The 16,522-nt window shown below is 56.7% G+C and carries 15 protein-coding genes; 5 read left to right on the forward strand and 10 right to left on the reverse strand.

Features of this window, described 5'->3' with window-relative positions; genetic code table 11:
* Positions 1-116: 116 nt before the first annotated feature.
* Positions 117-833 (forward strand): two-component system response regulator RstA, encoded by a 717-nt coding sequence (rstA, locus tag DAI21_RS16590; protein ID WP_100780354.1) that lies wholly within the window; start codon positions 117-119, stop codon positions 831-833.
* On the opposite strand, the gene DAI21_RS16595 is transcribed toward rstA, so the two are convergent.
* Positions 800-1,453 (reverse strand): CatB-related O-acetyltransferase, encoded by a 654-nt coding sequence (locus DAI21_RS16595; protein WP_107703675.1) that lies wholly within the window; start codon positions 1,451-1,453, stop codon positions 800-802. The two genes, rstA and DAI21_RS16595, sit on opposite strands and share 34 nt — an antisense overlap.
* A 606-nt stretch (positions 1,454-2,059) precedes the next feature.
* Complete coding sequence (locus tag DAI21_RS16600; RefSeq protein ID WP_100780891.1) at positions 2,060-2,233, reverse strand: GnsA/GnsB family addiction module toxin; 174 nt, start codon at positions 2,231-2,233, stop codon at positions 2,060-2,062.
* Positions 2,234-2,507: 274 nt separating this feature from the next.
* On the opposite strand from DAI21_RS16600, the gene rstB reads away from it, so the two are divergent.
* Entirely contained in the window at positions 2,508-3,806 is a 1,299-nt protein-coding gene (rstB, locus tag DAI21_RS16605; protein WP_107703676.1) for a two-component system sensor histidine kinase RstB, read from the forward strand.
* Between the two features lie 5 nt (positions 3,807-3,811).
* Here rstB and nikR read toward each other — a convergent pair whose 3' ends face one another.
* Genes nikR through nikA form a run of 6 tightly spaced genes read right to left on the reverse strand, consistent with a single transcriptional unit; the run spans position 3,812 to position 9,107 of the window.
* Positions 3,812-4,213, reverse strand: coding sequence for a nickel-responsive transcriptional regulator NikR (gene nikR, locus DAI21_RS16610; protein WP_100780361.1), 402 nt, complete (start codon positions 4,211-4,213; stop codon positions 3,812-3,814).
* Positions 4,214-4,224: 11 nt separating this feature from the next.
* Complete coding sequence (gene nikE, locus DAI21_RS16615; protein WP_107703677.1) at positions 4,225-5,001, reverse strand: nickel import ATP-binding protein NikE; 777 nt, start codon at positions 4,999-5,001, stop codon at positions 4,225-4,227.
* Positions 4,998-5,762: a nickel import ATP-binding protein NikD gene (nikD, locus tag DAI21_RS16620; protein WP_107703678.1), complete on the reverse strand. Its 765-nt coding sequence runs from the start codon at positions 5,760-5,762 to the stop codon at positions 4,998-5,000. Before nikD ends, nikE begins: the two co-directional genes overlap by 4 nt.
* Entirely contained in the window at positions 5,762-6,595 is an 834-nt protein-coding gene (gene nikC / locus DAI21_RS16625) for a nickel ABC transporter permease subunit NikC (protein ID WP_107703679.1), read from the reverse strand. Before nikC ends, nikD begins: the two co-directional genes overlap by 1 nt.
* Positions 6,592-7,536 carry a nickel ABC transporter permease subunit NikB gene (gene nikB / locus DAI21_RS16630; protein WP_107703680.1) on the reverse strand — a complete coding sequence of 315 codons (945 nt, stop codon included), beginning with the start codon at positions 7,534-7,536 and terminating at the stop codon, positions 6,592-6,594. The genes nikC and nikB overlap by 4 nt, the downstream gene beginning before the upstream one ends.
* Positions 7,536-9,107, reverse strand: coding sequence for a nickel ABC transporter substrate-binding protein (gene nikA / locus DAI21_RS16635; RefSeq protein ID WP_107703681.1), 1,572 nt, complete (start codon positions 9,105-9,107; stop codon positions 7,536-7,538). Before nikA ends, nikB begins: the two co-directional genes overlap by 1 nt.
* Positions 9,108-9,346: 239 nt before the next feature.
* On the opposite strand from nikA, the gene tus reads away from it, so the two are divergent.
* Positions 9,347-10,276, forward strand: a complete 930-nt coding sequence (tus, locus tag DAI21_RS16640) for a DNA replication terminus site-binding protein (protein WP_107703682.1) — start codon at positions 9,347-9,349, stop codon at positions 10,274-10,276.
* Here tus and fumC read toward each other — a convergent pair whose 3' ends face one another.
* Positions 10,277-11,671 carry a class II fumarate hydratase gene (fumC, locus tag DAI21_RS16645; protein WP_107703683.1) on the reverse strand — a complete coding sequence of 465 codons (1,395 nt, stop codon included), beginning with the start codon at positions 11,669-11,671 and terminating at the stop codon, positions 10,277-10,279.
* A 146-nt stretch (positions 11,672-11,817) separates the two neighbouring features.
* Positions 11,818-13,464: a class I fumarate hydratase FumA gene (gene fumA / locus DAI21_RS16650; RefSeq protein WP_107703684.1), complete on the reverse strand. Its 1,647-nt coding sequence runs from the start codon at positions 13,462-13,464 to the stop codon at positions 11,818-11,820.
* A gap of 200 nt (positions 13,465-13,664) precedes the next feature.
* Here fumA and manA point away from each other — a divergent pair, with 200 nt between their 5' ends.
* Positions 13,665-14,840, forward strand: a complete 1,176-nt coding sequence (manA, locus tag DAI21_RS16655; RefSeq protein ID WP_102103582.1) for a mannose-6-phosphate isomerase — start codon at positions 13,665-13,667, stop codon at positions 14,838-14,840.
* A gap of 85 nt (positions 14,841-14,925) precedes the next feature.
* Positions 14,926-16,452 carry a YdgA family protein gene (locus tag DAI21_RS16660; protein WP_107704278.1) on the forward strand — a complete coding sequence of 509 codons (1,527 nt, stop codon included), beginning with the start codon at positions 14,926-14,928 and terminating at the stop codon, positions 16,450-16,452.
* The last annotated feature ends 70 nt before the right edge of the window (positions 16,453-16,522 follow it).

Raw genomic sequence — 16,522 nt, forward strand, 5'->3', positions numbered from 1 at the left:
AACAATCAACTAACAATACCGGTCAGAATAACGGAACTCGGGTTAATTTAGAAAGATTAATGGAAGGTTAAGGTTACGCGGTGTATGTTGGCTTTTTTCACGAAAACAGACGTTGTATGAATAAGATCGTTTTTGTTGAGGACGAACCCGAAGTCGGCCAGCTGATTGCCGCCTATCTGGGAAAACACGATATGGACGTTATCGTTGAGCCGCGTGGTGACCGCGCTGAAGAGGTGGTGCTGCGCGAGAAACCGGACCTGGTCCTGCTCGACATCATGCTGCCCGGCAAAGACGGGATGACCGTGTGCCGCGATCTGCGCGCGCAATGGGACGGCCCGATAGTGCTGCTCACCTCCCTCGACAGCGACATGAACCATATTCTGTCGCTTGAGATGGGCGCGAACGATTATATTCTCAAAACCACGCCGCCAGCGGTGCTGCTGGCCCGTCTGCGCCTGCATCTGCGCCAGCGCGTTGCGACGGAAAACCAGACAGCCTCTGCCGCACTCACGCCCCACAAAGCCATGCGCTTTGGCACGCTGTCGATCGATCCCGTTAACCGCCAGGTGCTGCTTTCCGGGGTAGATATCGCGCTGTCGACCGCTGATTTTGACCTGCTATGGGAACTGGCTACCCATGCCGGGCAAATTATGGACCGCGATGCGTTGCTGAAAAACCTGCGCGGCGTCAGTTACGACGGTATGGACCGCAGCGTCGACGTCGCCATCTCGCGGCTGCGTAAAAAGCTGCTGGATAACGCCACCGAGCCGTACCGTATCAAAACCGTGCGTAACAAAGGCTATTTGTTTGCGCCGCATGCCTGGGAAACCTGATAACCCGACACACCCCGTTCGAGCGCTGAAATATCCCCGGACGACAACAGCGGCTGCAGTTCCATCAGCGTCTCTTCCGGAAGCTGATACAGATTCAGCGCCAGCAGCCGCGCAATATCCTCTTCCGCCAGTCGATATTTCAGTATTATTGCCGGATTGCCGCCGACCACGGCGTATGGCGGTACGTCCTTGGTCACAACGGCTCCCGCCGCGACCACAGCCCCTTCGCCGATGGTGACGCCAGGCATGATCATGGCCCGCATTCCCAGCCAGCATCCATCCTGCAGCACCGTATCCCCACGCGGCTGATAGGCCTCTTTGATGGATTCCATAAACGGATAAAGGCTGAGCCAGTCCAGACGATGAGTGCTGTTCCCGCCCATCAGAATCACACACTCCGCACCGAGACAGACAAAGTTACCGATGAAGAGTTGGTCCAGTTCGCCGAGCGGTTCCCAGTTTCTGCTTACCTCATCGCCGAGCAGATACCGCACCACCGAGAGCTCAAAACCCTTGTCCCAGCAGTCGCTGTAATAACTGTGCGTGCCTTTGATGTGAATATTGGGGTTCGTCACCGTCTGGTGAAGATATTCCGTCCTCGACCAATGTTTATCTGACATATTTGACATCCTTTTCTGATGTTATGAATGGCCTGATTATGCGCGATGGCGCTGTAACCGACTATCAACCATCCTGTAAACCACGGAAATAAAAAACCGCCCGTAGGCGGTTAGTAGCAAGCTACCTGAGCGGTGGATCAACATCATCAGGTATGATGGGGTCAACGGGGTCAGTATCACCCGGCAGAGGGTCATCTACCGGTACAGGATCAACCCAATCTCGACGTTCAGTCACATTAACCTCCGACGAACGGTGTGTCAGGCACGGCCTGAGTCACTACTTTTTGCTTTTCTGCGGGCTCTTATCGTTGTCTTTCGGCGTATTATCCGGTTTTTTCGGCGTGTCTTTGTTGACTTGCGTAGAATAGTTTTTCACGGCTTACTCCAGTAGGGTATGCAGCCATTCACTGCAGACTAAGTATAGGTCGGTGACCTCAATAAGCCATGCGAAGCGGCACTTCAAGCGGGTTCTGGCCCCTTCAAAATTCACCCGCGTGGAGGGCGTTGATAAAAAAAAGCCACCCGCCGAAAGCAAGCAGCTTAACTATTAGCTGTGATGTGATCATGCTAAAAAGCGAGGAATAGCAAAGTCATGTCGCGTGGTCATCAGAGAAGATTGATCTTTACCTCGTAACCTTCCAGACCGGTCATTGTTTCACGCTCAGTAAAATCTATGCCAGACACCTCTTTCCCGGTTTTTTTCCGAAGCTCTATGATTTTCTTTGAGATAAGTGCAGAAATCTCTTCCTCGGCTTTTCTTTTAAGATCATCAGCAGTCATAATTTCACCTCTTCTGTCCATCTACAGTGTCATAGGGTAAATATGAGGCCCATCCCTGACAGTTTCAAGTAACTCTATAAAAATTATAGACTATTCTGGTCGAATTTTGCGCGTCATCGTATTTGGGCCACGCCATGCGTTTGCATGTTGTCAGCCGGAGCAAACCCTGCTTTCATAGCCACTTACCTGGGGCATTGATGAACAAAACACTGCCGCCCTGGTGCCCCAAAGGTAAAATCAGTTCGCTAACTCATTGTGTTAATGGTGTGATTTCATGAAAAAGCTGTTTGTGCAGTTTTATCTTTTGCTGTTTGTCTGTTTTCTGGTGATGACCATGCTGGTCGGGCTGGTTTACAAATTCACCGCCGAACGCGCAGGCAGGCAGTCGCTTGATGACCTGATGAAAAGCTCGCTCTATCTGATGCGCAGCGAATTACGTGAAATTCCCCCGCACGACTGGGCGCGAACGCTGAAAGAGCTGGATCTGAATCTGTCGTTTAATATGCGCATCGAGCCGCTCAAGAACTACAATTTAGACCCCCAGACCACGCAGCGCCTGCGCGATGGCGATATCGTGGCATTAGACGATCAGTACACCTTTATTCAGCGTATTCCGCGCAGCCATTACGTGCTGGCGGTTGGCCCGGTTCCTTATCTCTATTTTTTACATCAGATGCGCCTGCTGGATATCGCGCTGCTGGCGTTCATCGCCATCTCGCTGGCCTTTCCGGTATTAATCTGGATGCGGCCCCACTGGCAGGATATGTTGCGTCTGGAAGCGGCGGCCCAGCGTTTTGGCGACGGTCACTTTACCGAGCGCATCCACTTTGACAGCACCTCCAGCTTCGAGCGCCTGGGCGTGGCCTTTAATCAGATGGCCGATAACATCAATGCGCTAATCGCCAGTAAAAAAGCGCTGATTGACGGCATCGCCCACGAACTGCGCACGCCGTTGGTGCGTCTGCGTTATCGCCTGGAGATGAGCGAAAACCTGACGGAAGCGGAATCCCTGGCGCTCAATCGCGATATTGGCCAGCTGGAAGCGTTGATCGAAGAGCTGCTCACCTATGCCCGTCTGGATCGCCCGCAGAATGAACTTAAGCTCAGCTCACCCGATCTGTCGGCATGGATACGTAGCCATATTGACGATGTGCAGAGCGTGAATCCGCAGCGCACATTGCTGCTCGATAACAGCCCCGGTGATTACGGTGCGCTGGATATGCGTCTGATGGAGCGCGTGCTGGATAACCTGGTGAATAACGCCCTGCGCTACAGCGAAAGCAGGCTTCGCATCAGCCTGCATCTGAACGGCAGCGAGGCCAGTTTAGCGGTGGAAGACGATGGCCCTGGTATCGCCGCCGCCGAGCGTGAACGGGTGTTTGAACCCTTTGTGCGTCTTGACCCCAGCCGTGACCGCGCCACCGGCGGCTGCGGGCTGGGGCTGGCGATTGTCCACTCTATCGCTCAGGCGATGGGCGGGCGCGTCAGCTGCGACGAAAGCGATCTCGGCGGCGCAAAGTTCTGCTTTAGCTGGCCGATCTATCATCACATCGCCCTTCCTGTCACGGCCTGATGGCGTTACTTCTCATCAGGTAAGGCCTGTAAATGCCCATGCCGCACGCCGCGCTGGGCAATCACATCATCGGCGAAATGCTGAATGTCTCCCATATCGCCTTTTAACACCGCGATCTCCAGGCAATCTTCGTGGCTGACATGGACATGCAGCGTAGCGACCGAAAGATCGTGGTGATGGTGCTGCGTCGAGACCAGACGCCGGGCCAGATCGCGTTTCTCGTGCTCATACACGTAAGAAAGTACCGCGAATCCCTGCCTGCCATGCTCCTGGGTGGTTTCCTGCGCCAGCGTGCCGCGCAAAATATCACGGATGGCTTCTGAGCGGTTATTGTAACTACGGCGCTGACTAAGACTGTCCAGCATCTCCAGCAAATCATCATCAAGCGTAATTGTGACACGTTGCATCTGATGTAACCTCAAAGTCTGGCGCGACGGCGCACGGGAAATGCGGGAAGGACCGCGTTTTGCAGTGTTTGTCCGGCAGCGGACGCAAAGGTTAATCGCGCACCGACGGTTTGCGTCTCCACGATGTTCCCCGCCTCCATCACCATGACCCGGTCGCAAAAGCGCTCGACCAGGCGTAAATCGTGAGTGATAAACAGGCAGGCGGTACCGAACTGCTGCTGGAGTTTTTTGAGCAGGCGAATCACGTTCGCCTGCAGCACCAGATCGAGATTCGACACGGCTTCATCAAGGATCAACAGCCTTGGTTCAACGGCCAGCGCCCGCGCCAGGCACACGCGCTGAAGCTGGCCGCCGCTTAGCTGCGGCGGGCGCTGAGTGAGTAGCGTGTCATCCAGCTCAACCGCCCGCAGCAGATCACGGGCGCGGGCCATCTGCTCTGCTTTAGACAGGGACAAAAGATGGCGCATCGGTTCACGCAGAATTTCACTCACCGTTTTACGCGGATTCACCGCGCTGATGGCATCCTGAAACACCATCTGAATTTCGCGGCGAAACGCTTTTTTCCGGGATCGGTTGAGCTGTGAAAGCGGCGCGCCCTGCCAGAAAACGTCGCCCTGGCTCGGGGATTCCAGTCCTACCAGCAGGCGCGCAAGCGTACTTTTCCCGCAGCCGCTACGGCCCAGTAGCGCTACGGTTTCTCCGGTTTTCAGACTCATGGCGACGTTGTTCAGCACCCACTCTGAGCGGGCGTATTGATGTGAAAGCGCAGATACGGAAAGCAGTGTCATTGGGTCAACTCCATGCCATACAGGGCCAGATGTGCCGACACCAGCCCGCGCGTCACCGGATGCTGTGGCGCGCGAAATAGCGTCTCAACGTCGCCCTGCTCAACGATGACGCCGTTATCCATCACCGCCACGTCATCCGCGAGGCGCGCCACGACGCCCATATCGTGCGTCACCAGCAGCATACCGGGCGCGCGGGTGTGCATGATGTCATCCAGCAGATCCAGAATGCGCGACTGGGCCACGGCATCGAGATCGGTGGTCGGTTCGTCGGCGATGATAAACGGCGCATCGCACAGCACGGCCATCGCGATCATCATCCGTTGCAACATGCCGCCGCTCATCTCGAAGGGATAGAGCTTCAGCACGCGTTCCGCCTCGTCCAGCCCGACGGCCTTTAATGCGGCGATAAGCGCGGCGTCAGCGGAATTTTTACCCAGCGCCTGACAGGTCTCCCTGGCGTGGGTAGCCATGGTATGCAGCGGATTAAAGGCGCTGCGTGGGTTTTGCATAATGGTCGCAATCTTAATCCCTCGCAGGGAGGCTGGCGTCACCGTCTCGCCGTCGGCCAGAATTCGCCCTGCCGTCTGACGCACACCGGCAGGCAATACGCCGAGCGCAGCGGCACAGGTCAGGGATTTCCCGCTGCCGCTGCCCCCCACCAGCGCCAGCACCCGCCCGCGTTTGAGCGTCAGCGAGACGCCACTAACTAACGTGCGATCCGCCTCGAGCACGATATTCTGCAAATCAATCTGCTTTGGCATCAGTGGGCATGCTCCGTGATCAGATGAGGATCGAGGTGATCGCGCAGGGCGTCACCCACCAGATTAAACGCCATCACGCTGATAAACAGCGCCAGCCCCGGCCAGAACATCTGCAACGGCTGCGTCCAGATATACTGACGTGCATCGTTGATCATCACGCCCCACTCGGGCGTCGGGGCCGTCACGCCCAGTCCGAGAAATGACATCCCCGCGACGTGCAGCATCATATGACCGATATCAAGCGTCGCCAGCACCAGCAGTGACGGCAGCGCCGCCCCCGTCAGATGGTCGACAAAAATACGCACATGCCCGGCCCCCGACAGGCGCGACGCAAGGACAAACTCCCGCTGACGCAGCGCGATCACCAGGCTGCGCACCATCCGCGCGTACCAGGCCCAGTGGGAAAGCGCGATGGCGATGATGACGTTAGTCAGCCCCGTCCCCAGCACGCCCACGAGAAAGAACGACAGAATCGAGGTTGGAAAGGTCATGAACATATCTGCGATGCGCATGGTGAACTGATCCACGCGCCCGCCAAGCAGCCCGGCCGCCCCGCCGATGGTCATTCCCAGAATCAGCACCAGCAGCAGACAGGCCATCACCGATCCCAGAGAGACGCGCGTTGCCGCCAGCAGACGCGAAAAGATATCACGCCCCAGATGGTCGGTGCCGAGCCAGTGCTGGCTGTCGGGTGACAGAAGCCGCGACGGCAGATCAATCGCCTGCGGATCGTACGGCAGCCACCACTGGCTGGTGAGGGCAATCGCCGCCAGCAGGGCAATCATCATCATCGCCAGCCGGACGGGCCAGCGTGCAGAACGGTAAAAATTCACGCGTGCGCTCCTTCATGACGACGAATGCGCGGGTCAAGCGCCGCATTCAGCACATCCACCGCCAGATTGCAGAGGACAAAAACCACCACCATGATCAGCGTAAAACACTGAATGACCGGATAGTCGCGGTTAAAAATCGCCGAGACGGCGTAACGCCCTACGCCCGGCCAGGCGAAGATGTTCTCGATGATCATCGTCCCGCCGATCAGCTCGCCGATGTGCATTCCCACCGCCGTGATCATCGGCAGCGAGGCGTTGCGCAAAATATGGCGGCGCTCGGTCTGTTTATGGCTCAGGCCGCGCAGACGCGCCCAGGTGACGTGCCGCTGCCCGGCGACATCCAGCATGCTGGCGCGCAGCAGCCGGGCGTTAATCGCCAGCGACATAAAGGCAATCGACACGGCGGGCAGAATCAGATGCTGCCAGTCGCCATAGCCCATCGCCGGGAGCCATTTGAGATAAACCGAAAAGAACATCACCAGCAAAAACGCCAGCCAGAAGTTGGGCATGGAGACGCCCAGGAAAGAGATCACCCGGACGATGAAATCCGGCAGCCGATCGCGATGGCGCGCGGCCCAAATACCCAGAGGTACGGAGGTAAACAGGATCAGCACCAGCGCCGCACCGGCCAGCAGCAGCGTTGCGGGCAAAAAGTGCATAACGTCGTCCAGCACCGGGCGCTGGGTGGCGAAGGATATGCCAAAATCCAGGTGCATCGCCCGCCACAGCCAGGTGCCGTACTGCACGATTAACGGCTGATCCAGGCCAAGCATCACGCGGGTAGAGGCCACCATCTCCGGCGTGGGCGGCAGATTAGAGAGACGCAGATAATCCAGTGCCGGATCGCCGGTGCCGAGTCTCAGCATCAGAAAGATAATCACCGAGGCGGCGAACACCATCGGGATCAGCAGCAGTATGCGCTGCAATATATAGCGCCACATCAGGGTTTCACCTGCTGGATAAGTTCAAACGGAATATCAGAGGCGATGGGCGCAAACGGGATCACCCCAAGTTCAGGCTTCGCCACCACCATCATCGACACATAGCTAATCGGCAGATAGACCGCGTCGTTGTGCAGTCGGGTCAAAATATCGCGGTATAACGCCTGACGCTGAGGTTCATCGCGGGTGGAGAGCACTTCGCCAATCTCTTTATCAATGATGGCCTTATCTGCGAGCCCCCGCTGCGCCTGATAATCGGCGTGGGACGGCACGCGCATCGAGCTCATAAAGGCATGTGGATCGTAAGGCGCGCCCCAGGTGCGGTTGAAAATCATGCCGAATCGACCGTCGCGCTGGCGGGCGTAGATACTGCTCTCCTCTTCCCCCACCAGCGCCACATCAACGCCCACCTGACGCATGTCGGCCTGAATGATTTCCGCCATCGATTTGCTCAGGGCGTCGGTGCCGATATAGGCGAGTTCTACCCGCAACGGCTGACCATTTTTCTCGCGGATGGCTTTTCCGCTCACGGCCTTCCAGCCCGACTGATCCAGCAGCGATGTGGCCTGCTTTCGATCGTATTCGCGCGGCTTGAGACCGATGTTTGCATAAGGCACTGACGGTGCGAACAGCGTGTCCGCCACTTTTTGCGTGCCGTACAGGGCGTTATCGATCAGGGATTTTTTGTTCACCGCATAGTTCAGCGCTTCGCGCACCGCCAGATCGTCCGTCGGCGCTTTGGAGGAGTTCAGCGCCAGCATGACCGTTTCAACGGGCTGGGAAAGCTGGGTGCGGTAGTGTGGGCTTTGGCTGAAGCGGGCGAAGGTATCGAGAGGCAGCAGCCCTTCGTTACCATACAGCAGGTCAATATCACCTGTTTCAAACGCCACGGCGCGGGTCGTCGGGTCCGGGATCACCTTCACGGTGATCTGCCGGATGGCGGGCTTTTTACCCCAGTAGCGATCGTTGCGCACCAGCACGTCAACCTGGTTAAGCCTGGACTCTTTCAGCACCCACGGTCCGGTTCCGATTGGCGCGTTAATGCCGTTCATCGTTTCATTATTTTTAAACTGCGACGGGGCGATAAAGCGGAAAGGACGCGGCAGCGCGAGCTCCTGTAAGAACGGGTAATAGGCGCTTTTCAGGGTGATTTGCAGCTCAGAGTCGTTCAGGGCTTTAACATCCGTAATCTGCCGGGCCAGCTCCAGCCAGGCGTGGCGCTGGCGGTTATCGAGCACCGCGCGGAAGTTCTCGGCGGCGGCCTGCGCGTTAAAAGGTTCGCCGTTGGAAAACGTGACACCGTCACGAAGCGTAAATACCCAGGTTTTGCCATCCGCCGTGTGGGTCCAGCTTTTCGCAAGCCAGGGTATGACCGAACCATCGGCCTGATACTTCACCAGCGGTTCGTAGACCATGCTCTGGGCGAACATTTGATTGGGTGTATAAAGATGGGGATTGAGCGGTCCTACATTGACGGGCCACGCGGTTGTCAGTTCGTCGGGGGCGGCTGCCTGTGCGAAGAACGACGCGCACGCCAGCAGCGCGCAGACAATACGGCCAGGTCTGGACAAGGATTGCCTCTTACCATTTAGGGGTAGATAAAACGTGTGACGATTTTAGGTTTTCATCATACTTTTTACCTGTTCTGGATCAACCGATGGGCCGCAAGAGTCGGGAAGTATACAAATTTCGTATATTTAACCCCCAATGGATAAGCATACTTTGTCCCTGCCAGACCCATTCCGCACCGTAGCCTGACCCGGCGCACTGTGCTATATAATAAGTATGTTGTAACTACTGCGAGCGTTTTATGGCGACCTACGATCTTCTCGAGCGGCTGAACTCCACCTTTCACCAGATAGAACACGAACTGATGAGCCTGAGCGAACGGCTGAAAACCTGTCGGCTGCTGGCCGCGCGGGTTTTCACCCTGCCGGACGTGGTGAAAGGCGCAGAGCACGATCCGCTGGATGTGATTGAGGTGAAGCAACATATCGGCAAGGAGGCGTTGGATCTGACGCTGGCGCATTATCGCCATCTGTTTATTCAGCAGCAGTCAGAAAACCGCAGCAGTAAAGCCGCCGTGCGTCTGCCTGGGGTAATTTGTCTCCAGTGCGACACGCCCCTGCGAGAACAGCTTGAAAGCCAGATTGTGCACATTAATTCCCTTAAAGCCGCGTTTGAGAAGATCGTAACCGAAGAGTCGGGTCTCGCCCCTGCCGCGCGCTTTGAGTGGGTGCATCGCCAGTTGCCGGGCCTGATTACCCTCAATGCCTACCGCACGCTGACGCTGCTGCGTCATCCGGCGACCCTGCGCTTTGGCTGGGCGAACAAACATATCATCAAAAATTTCACCCGCAATGAGGTGCTGTCGCTGCTGGAGAAGAGCCTGAAATCGCCGCGCACCATGGCGCCCTGGTCACGCGAACAGTGGATTGAGCGGTTAGAGCAGGAGTACGAGAATATTGCCGCGCTGCCTGCCGATGCGCGCCTTAAAATCAAACGTCCGGTGAAGGTGCAGCCGATTGCACGCGTCTGGTATGCGGGAGAACAAAAGCAGGTGCAGTACGCCTGCCCGACGCCGCTGATTGCCCTGTACGACGCAGACCAGGGGGCGATGGTGCCAGACATTGGCGAACTGCTGAATTATGATGCGGACAATATTCAGCATCGTTATAAACCTCAGGCGCAGCCGCTGCGCTTGATCATTCCACGGCTGCACCTGTATGTGGCGGAGTGATTACTTCAGGCTGCCTACCATCTCTTCCGGGCGCACCCAGGTGTCAAACTCGGCCTCCGTCAGATAGCCCAGCGCCAGCGCTGAGGCTTTCAGGGTCAGCCCCTCTTTGTGCGCTTTTTTGGCGATTTCAGCCGCTTTGTCGTAGCCGATATGCGTGTTGAGCGCGGTGACCAGCATCAGCGACTCATTCAGTAGCTGGCTGATACGGTCGCGGTTCGGCTCGATGCCGGTCGCGCAGTGCTCGTTGAAACTCTCCATACCGTCCGCCAGCAGGCGCACCGATTGCAGGAAGTTATGGATCACCATCGGACGATAGACGTTCAGCTCAAAGTTGCCTGACGCCCCGCCGAGATTCACCGCAACGTCGTTGCCGATCACCTGACAGCAGAGCATGGTCATGGCTTCGCACTGAGTCGGGTTCACTTTGCCCGGCATGATGGAGCTGCCCGGCTCGTTTTCCGGAATACTGATTTCTCCGATCCCGCAGCGCGGCCCGGAGGCCAGCCAGCGCACGTCGTTGGCGATTTTCATCAGCGAGGCCGCCAGCCCTTTCAGCGCACCGTGGGCGTGGACAAGCGCATCGCAGGTACCGAGCGCTTCGAATTTATTCGGCGCGGTCACAAACGGCTGCCCGGTGATCGCGGCCAGCTCTTTCGCCACGCGTACGGCATATTCCGGATGGGTGTTCAGCCCCGTCCCCACCGCCGTACCGCCCAGCGCCAGCTCCGAGAGGTGCGGCAGGCTATGGTCGATATGCTTGAGGTTGTGCTCCAGCATCGCCACCCAGCCGGAGATCTCCTGCCCGAGGGTCAGCGGCGTGGCGTCCTGCAGATGGGTACGACCAATTTTGACGATGTCAGCGAACGCCTGCGATTTTGCCGTCAGGGTCTGGGTCAGCACTTTCAGCTGCGGAATGAGATGCTCGCGCAGGCCGATGATCGCCGCCACGTGCATCGCGGTCGGGAATACATCGTTAGAACTTTGGCTTTTATTGACGTCATCGTTCGGGTGTACTTTGCGCTCCATCCCGCGTACGCCGCCCAGCAGTTCGCTCGCGCGGTTAGCCAGCACCTCGTTCATGTTCATATTGCTTTGCGTGCCGGAGCCGGTCTGCCAGATGGCAAGGGGGAATTCGTCAGGGTGTTTATCGGCCAGCACTTCGTCTGCGGCGCTGATGATAGCGGTGGCTTTTTCGCCGGACAGCAGACCCAGATCCTGGTTGACCTTCGCGGCTGCGCGTTTGGTGAGCGCCAGGGCGTGGATCAGCGAAACGGGCATTTTCTCCGTCGAGATGCGGAAATGTTCCAGCGAGCGCTGAGTTTGCGCGCCCCATAGCTTGTCAGCCGGGACGTCGATTGCGCCCATGGAATCTTTCTCGCGGCGTTGCGTTGTCATTACTTTCTCCTTGATAACAATGAAATGGGGGACATTGCTCACATGCTGGATTAAGTATTGTTTGCTTCAGGAAAACGGTATGGCGCTTTGTGCGCTCTTGTGGTGAGTCGTGCCGGGTGAAGCGAAACCGCCACCCGGCACAAAAACTACTTAACGCACGCTGAACACTGGGACGACTGGATCTGTTTGAAGAAGTCGTTGCCTTTGTCATCCACGAGGATAAACGCCGGGAAATCTTCCACTTCAATTTTCCAGATGGCTTCCATCCCCAGTTCCGGGTATTCCACGCACTCCAGGCTCTTAATACTGCCCTGTGCCAGCACCGCTGCCGGGCCGCCGATGCTGCCGAGATAGAATCCGCCGTGTTTGTGGCAGGCATCCGTCACCTGCTGGCTGCGGTTGCCTTTGGCCAGCATGATCATGCTCCCGCCGTTGGCCTGCAGTTGATCCACATAGGAGTCCATGCGCCCTGCCGTCGTCGGGCCGAGTGAACCAGAGGCATAACCTTCCGGGGTTTTCGCCGGGCCTGCGTAGTAGATCGGGTGATCTTTTACATACTGCGGCAGACCTTCGCCCTTATCCAGACGCTCCTGCAGTTTCGCGTGAGCGATGTCACGGCCAACGATAATGGTGCCGTTCAGCGACAGACGCGTGGAGACCGGGTATTGCGACAGCTGGGCCAGGATTTCGCTCATCGGACGGTTGAGATCGACATGCACCGCTTCACCTTCACCGGCCTGACGCAACTCCTGCGGAATGTATTTCCCCGGATTGTTTTCCAGTTTTTCGATCCAGATACCGTCGCGGTTGATCTTCGCTTTGATATTGCGATCCGCAGAGCAGGAGACGCCCATCCCGACCGGACAAGACGCACCGTGGCGCGGCAGACGGATGACGCGGATATCGTGAGCAAAATATTTGCCGCCGAATTGAGCGCCTAAGCCTAAGTTCTGCGCTTCTGTCAGCAACTCCTGTTCGAGCTGAACGTCACGGAATGCCTGACCGTGTTCGTTCCCTTCCGTTGGCAGGCCGTCATAGTATTTGGTCGACGCCAGTTTGACGGTTTTCAGGGTGCTTTCCGCCGACGTCCCGCCGATAACAAACGCGATGTGGTACGGCGGACAGGCTGCCGTTCCAAGCGTGCGCATCTTATCGACCAGGTAATTTTTCAGCTTGCCCGGCGAAAGCAGCGCTTTGGTTTCCTGGTACAGATAGGTTTTGTTCGCGGAGCCGCCGCCTTTGGCGATGCACAGGAATTTGTACTCGTCGCCATCGACGCTGTAGAGGTCGATCTGCGCCGGCAGGTTAGTGCCGGTGTTCACCTCTTTATACATATCCAGCGCCGCGTTTTGCGAATAACGCAGGTTATCTTCGATGTAAGTGTTGTAGACACCGTGCGCCAGCGCCGCTTCGTCACCGCCGCCGGTCCAGACGCGCTGGCCTTTTTTACCGGTGATGATCGCCGTGCCCGTGTCCTGGCAGGTCGGCAGAATGCCTTTCGCAGCAATATCGGAGTTACGCAGGAACTGCAGCGCGACATATTTGTCGTTTTCGCTGGCCTGCGGATCGCTCAGGATATCGGCAACCTGCTGCTGATGCGCGGGGCGCAGCATAAAGGAGGCATCGTGGAAGGCGTGCTGCGCCAGTAAGGTCAGCGCCTGCGGGTCAACTTTGAGGATCTCCTGCCCTTCGAATTCAGAGACAGAGACGTGATCGGATGTTAACAGATAGTATTCGGTCTGATCCTTTGCCAGCGGGAAAGGATCTTGATAATGAAAGGGTTTGTTCGACATTGTTCTCTCACTTACTGCTTCGGTCTGGTTATTTAAGAGCAGATGTTCCGCTGCCCTGCTTAAAAGCGAGTTTGCTTATCCTACACAATTTTTTAACAAAAACTGAGACTAGTACGACTTTTTACATGCGCAGGTTACTTCCGGGCGGTTTATTGCTTTAATACGCGAAGATAATTCCACATTTGAAACAGGGCTTGATAATGCAAAAACTCATCAACTCAGTGCAGAACTATGCCTGGGGAAGTCAAACTGCGTTAACGGATCTCTACGGTATCGCCAATCCTGACAACCTGCCGATGGCAGAGCTGTGGATGGGCGCGCATCCGAAGAGCAGCTCAAAAATTGAAGACGCCAGCGGCCAGGTCCGCGCTCTGCGCGAGGTGATCGACGCGGACAAAGCGACGCTCCTGGGCGATGCCGTGGCGCAGCGTTTCGGCGAACTGCCGTTCCTGTTCAAGGTGCTTTGCGCCGCACAGCCGCTCTCCATTCAGGTGCACCCGAACAAGAAAGCGTCTGAAATAGGTTTTGAGAAAGAGAATAAAGCCGGTATCCCACTGGATGCCGCCGAACGTAACTACAAAGATCCGAACCATAAGCCAGAGCTGGTTTTCGCGTTAACACCGTTCCTGGCGATGAACGCCTTCCGCGAGTTCTCGGAGATTGTTTCGCTGCTGCAGCCGGTCGCGGGCGCCCATCACGCTATTGCCCATTTCCTCGAAAACCCGGACGCCGCAGGCTTAAGCCAGCTGTTTGCCAGCCTGCTGAATATGCAGGATGACGAGAAATCCCACGCGCTGGCAGTGCTGAAAGCCGCTCTCAATAACCAGCAGGGTGAACCCTGGCAGACCATTCGCCTGATTTCTGAGTTCTACCCGAACGACAGCGGCCTCTTCTCTCCGCTGCTGCTGAACGTGGTGAAACTGAATCCGGGCGAGGCGATGTTCCTGTTTGCGGAAACCCCGCATGCGTATCTGCAGGGCGTGGCGCTGGAAGTGATGGCAAACTCCGATAACGTACTTCGCGCCGGGCTGACGCCAAAATATATCGATATCCCGGAGCTGGTAGCGAACGTCAAATTCGTCGCCAAACCTGCCGCAGAGCTGCTGACTCAGCCGGTGAAAAACGGCGCAGAGCTGGACTTCCCGATTCCTGTTGACGACTTCGCTTTTGCGCTGCACGACCTGAGCGCGACGGAAACCGCGGTCTCACAGCAGAGCGCGGCAATCCTGTTCTGTGTTGAAGGCGAAGCGGTGCTGAGCAAAGGCGAACAGCGCCTGGTGCTCAAACCAGGGGAGTCGGCGTTTGTCGCGGCGAATGAGTCCCCGATCGCTATCAGCGGAAATGGCCGCCTGGCAAGGGTCTTCAATAAGCTATAAGTTTATCGACTCTCTTGCTAAGCTAGTGGAAGACTTAATCACCAGGCGGTTTTTACCGCCTGGTTTCATTTTATGGACAATCATGATGAAAAAATCGGTTATAGCGGTTGGTGTTGTTGTCGCATTAGGGGTGGTCTGGACGGGCGCCTCCTGGTTTACGGGCAAACAGCTGGAGAGTCGTCTGGCAGAGATGGTGGCGCAGGCTAACAGCGAAATCAAACGCACGGCGCCGGAAGCCGGGCTGGAATTAAGCTATCAGAACTATCAGCGCGGCGTCTTCAAAAGCCATATGCAACTGGTGGTTAAACCCGTTGCGGGCACCGAAAATGGCTGGCTGAAAGACGGTCACAGCGTGGTGCTGGACGAAGTTGTCGATCACGGTCCGTTCCCGCTGGCACAGCTGAAGCATTTCAATCTGATTCCGTCCATGGCGTCGGTAAAAACCACGCTGGTCAACAACGAAGCGTCTAAACCGCTGTTTGAACTGGCGAAAAATGAGTCGCCGTTTGTGGTGGATACACGCATCAGCTACGCCGGCGATACAAGCTCCGATATCGCCCTGAAAGCGCTGAATTATGAAAAAGGCGACGAGAAAGTGGCCTTCAGCGGCGGCGATTTCAAACTCGACGCGGATCGCGACGGTAACGTGTTCACCCTGAGCGGCTCGGCGGAAAGTGGCCTGGTCAACGCGGTTAACGAATACAATCAGAAGGTTCAGCTGACCTTCAATAATCTCAAAGCCGACGGCAACAGCCGTATGACCACCTTTGGCGAGCGCATGGGCGACCAGCAAATCAGCCTGGGTAAAATGGCGATTGCCGTGGAAGACAAAGAGATGGCCGTTCTGGAAGGGATGGAATTGGTCGGTAAATCCGATCTCTCCAAAGACGGTAAGAGCGTCAACAGCCAGCTGGATTACAGCCTGAATAGCCTCAAAGTGCAGAGCCAGGATCTGGGTTCCAGCAAACTGACCCTGAAACTCGGCAATATCGACGGCCAGGCGTGGCATCAGTTCAGTCAGCAGTATCGTGCGCAAAGCCAGGCGCTGCTGGCCGATAAAGAGCTGATGACCAAAAATCCTGAGCTGTATCAGCAAAAAGCGATGGATGCCCTGTTAAGCAACCTGCCGCTGCTGCTGAAAGGCGAGCCGGTTATCACGATCGCCCCACTGAGCTGGAAAAACAGCAAAGGCGAAACCAACTTCAACCTGTCCCTGTTCCTGAAAGATCCGGCCATCGCGACCGGTGAAGCGCAGACGCTGGCGCAGGAAGTGGATCGCAGCGTGAAATCCATCGACAGCAAACTGACGATCCCGATGGATATGGCGACCGAGTTTATGACCCAGATAGCGAAGCTCGAAGGCTATAACGACGCCGATGCGGCTAAGCTCGCCAGCCAGCAGGTGAAAGGCATGGCGGCCATGGGCCAGATGTTCCGCATCACCACGCTTGAAGACAACGTGATTAGCACCAGCCTGCAGTATGCGAATGGTCAGGTGACGTTAAACGGTCAGAAAATGCCGCTGGAAGACTTTGTCGGTATGTTTGGTATGCCAACACTTGGGATGCCGGAACCGGCTGAACCTGCGGCTCCAGCAGTACCGCAGCAGTAATACAGGCATTGCCCGGCTTGTTGTTAGCCGGGCATTAGCCTTATCCGCCGGGTGCGCTGTGCCACCCGGC

The organism is Lelliottia sp. WB101 (assembly GCF_003051885.1).
In the GTDB taxonomy this organism is placed as follows: Bacteria; Pseudomonadota; Gammaproteobacteria; order Enterobacterales; family Enterobacteriaceae; genus Enterobacter; species Enterobacter nimipressuralis.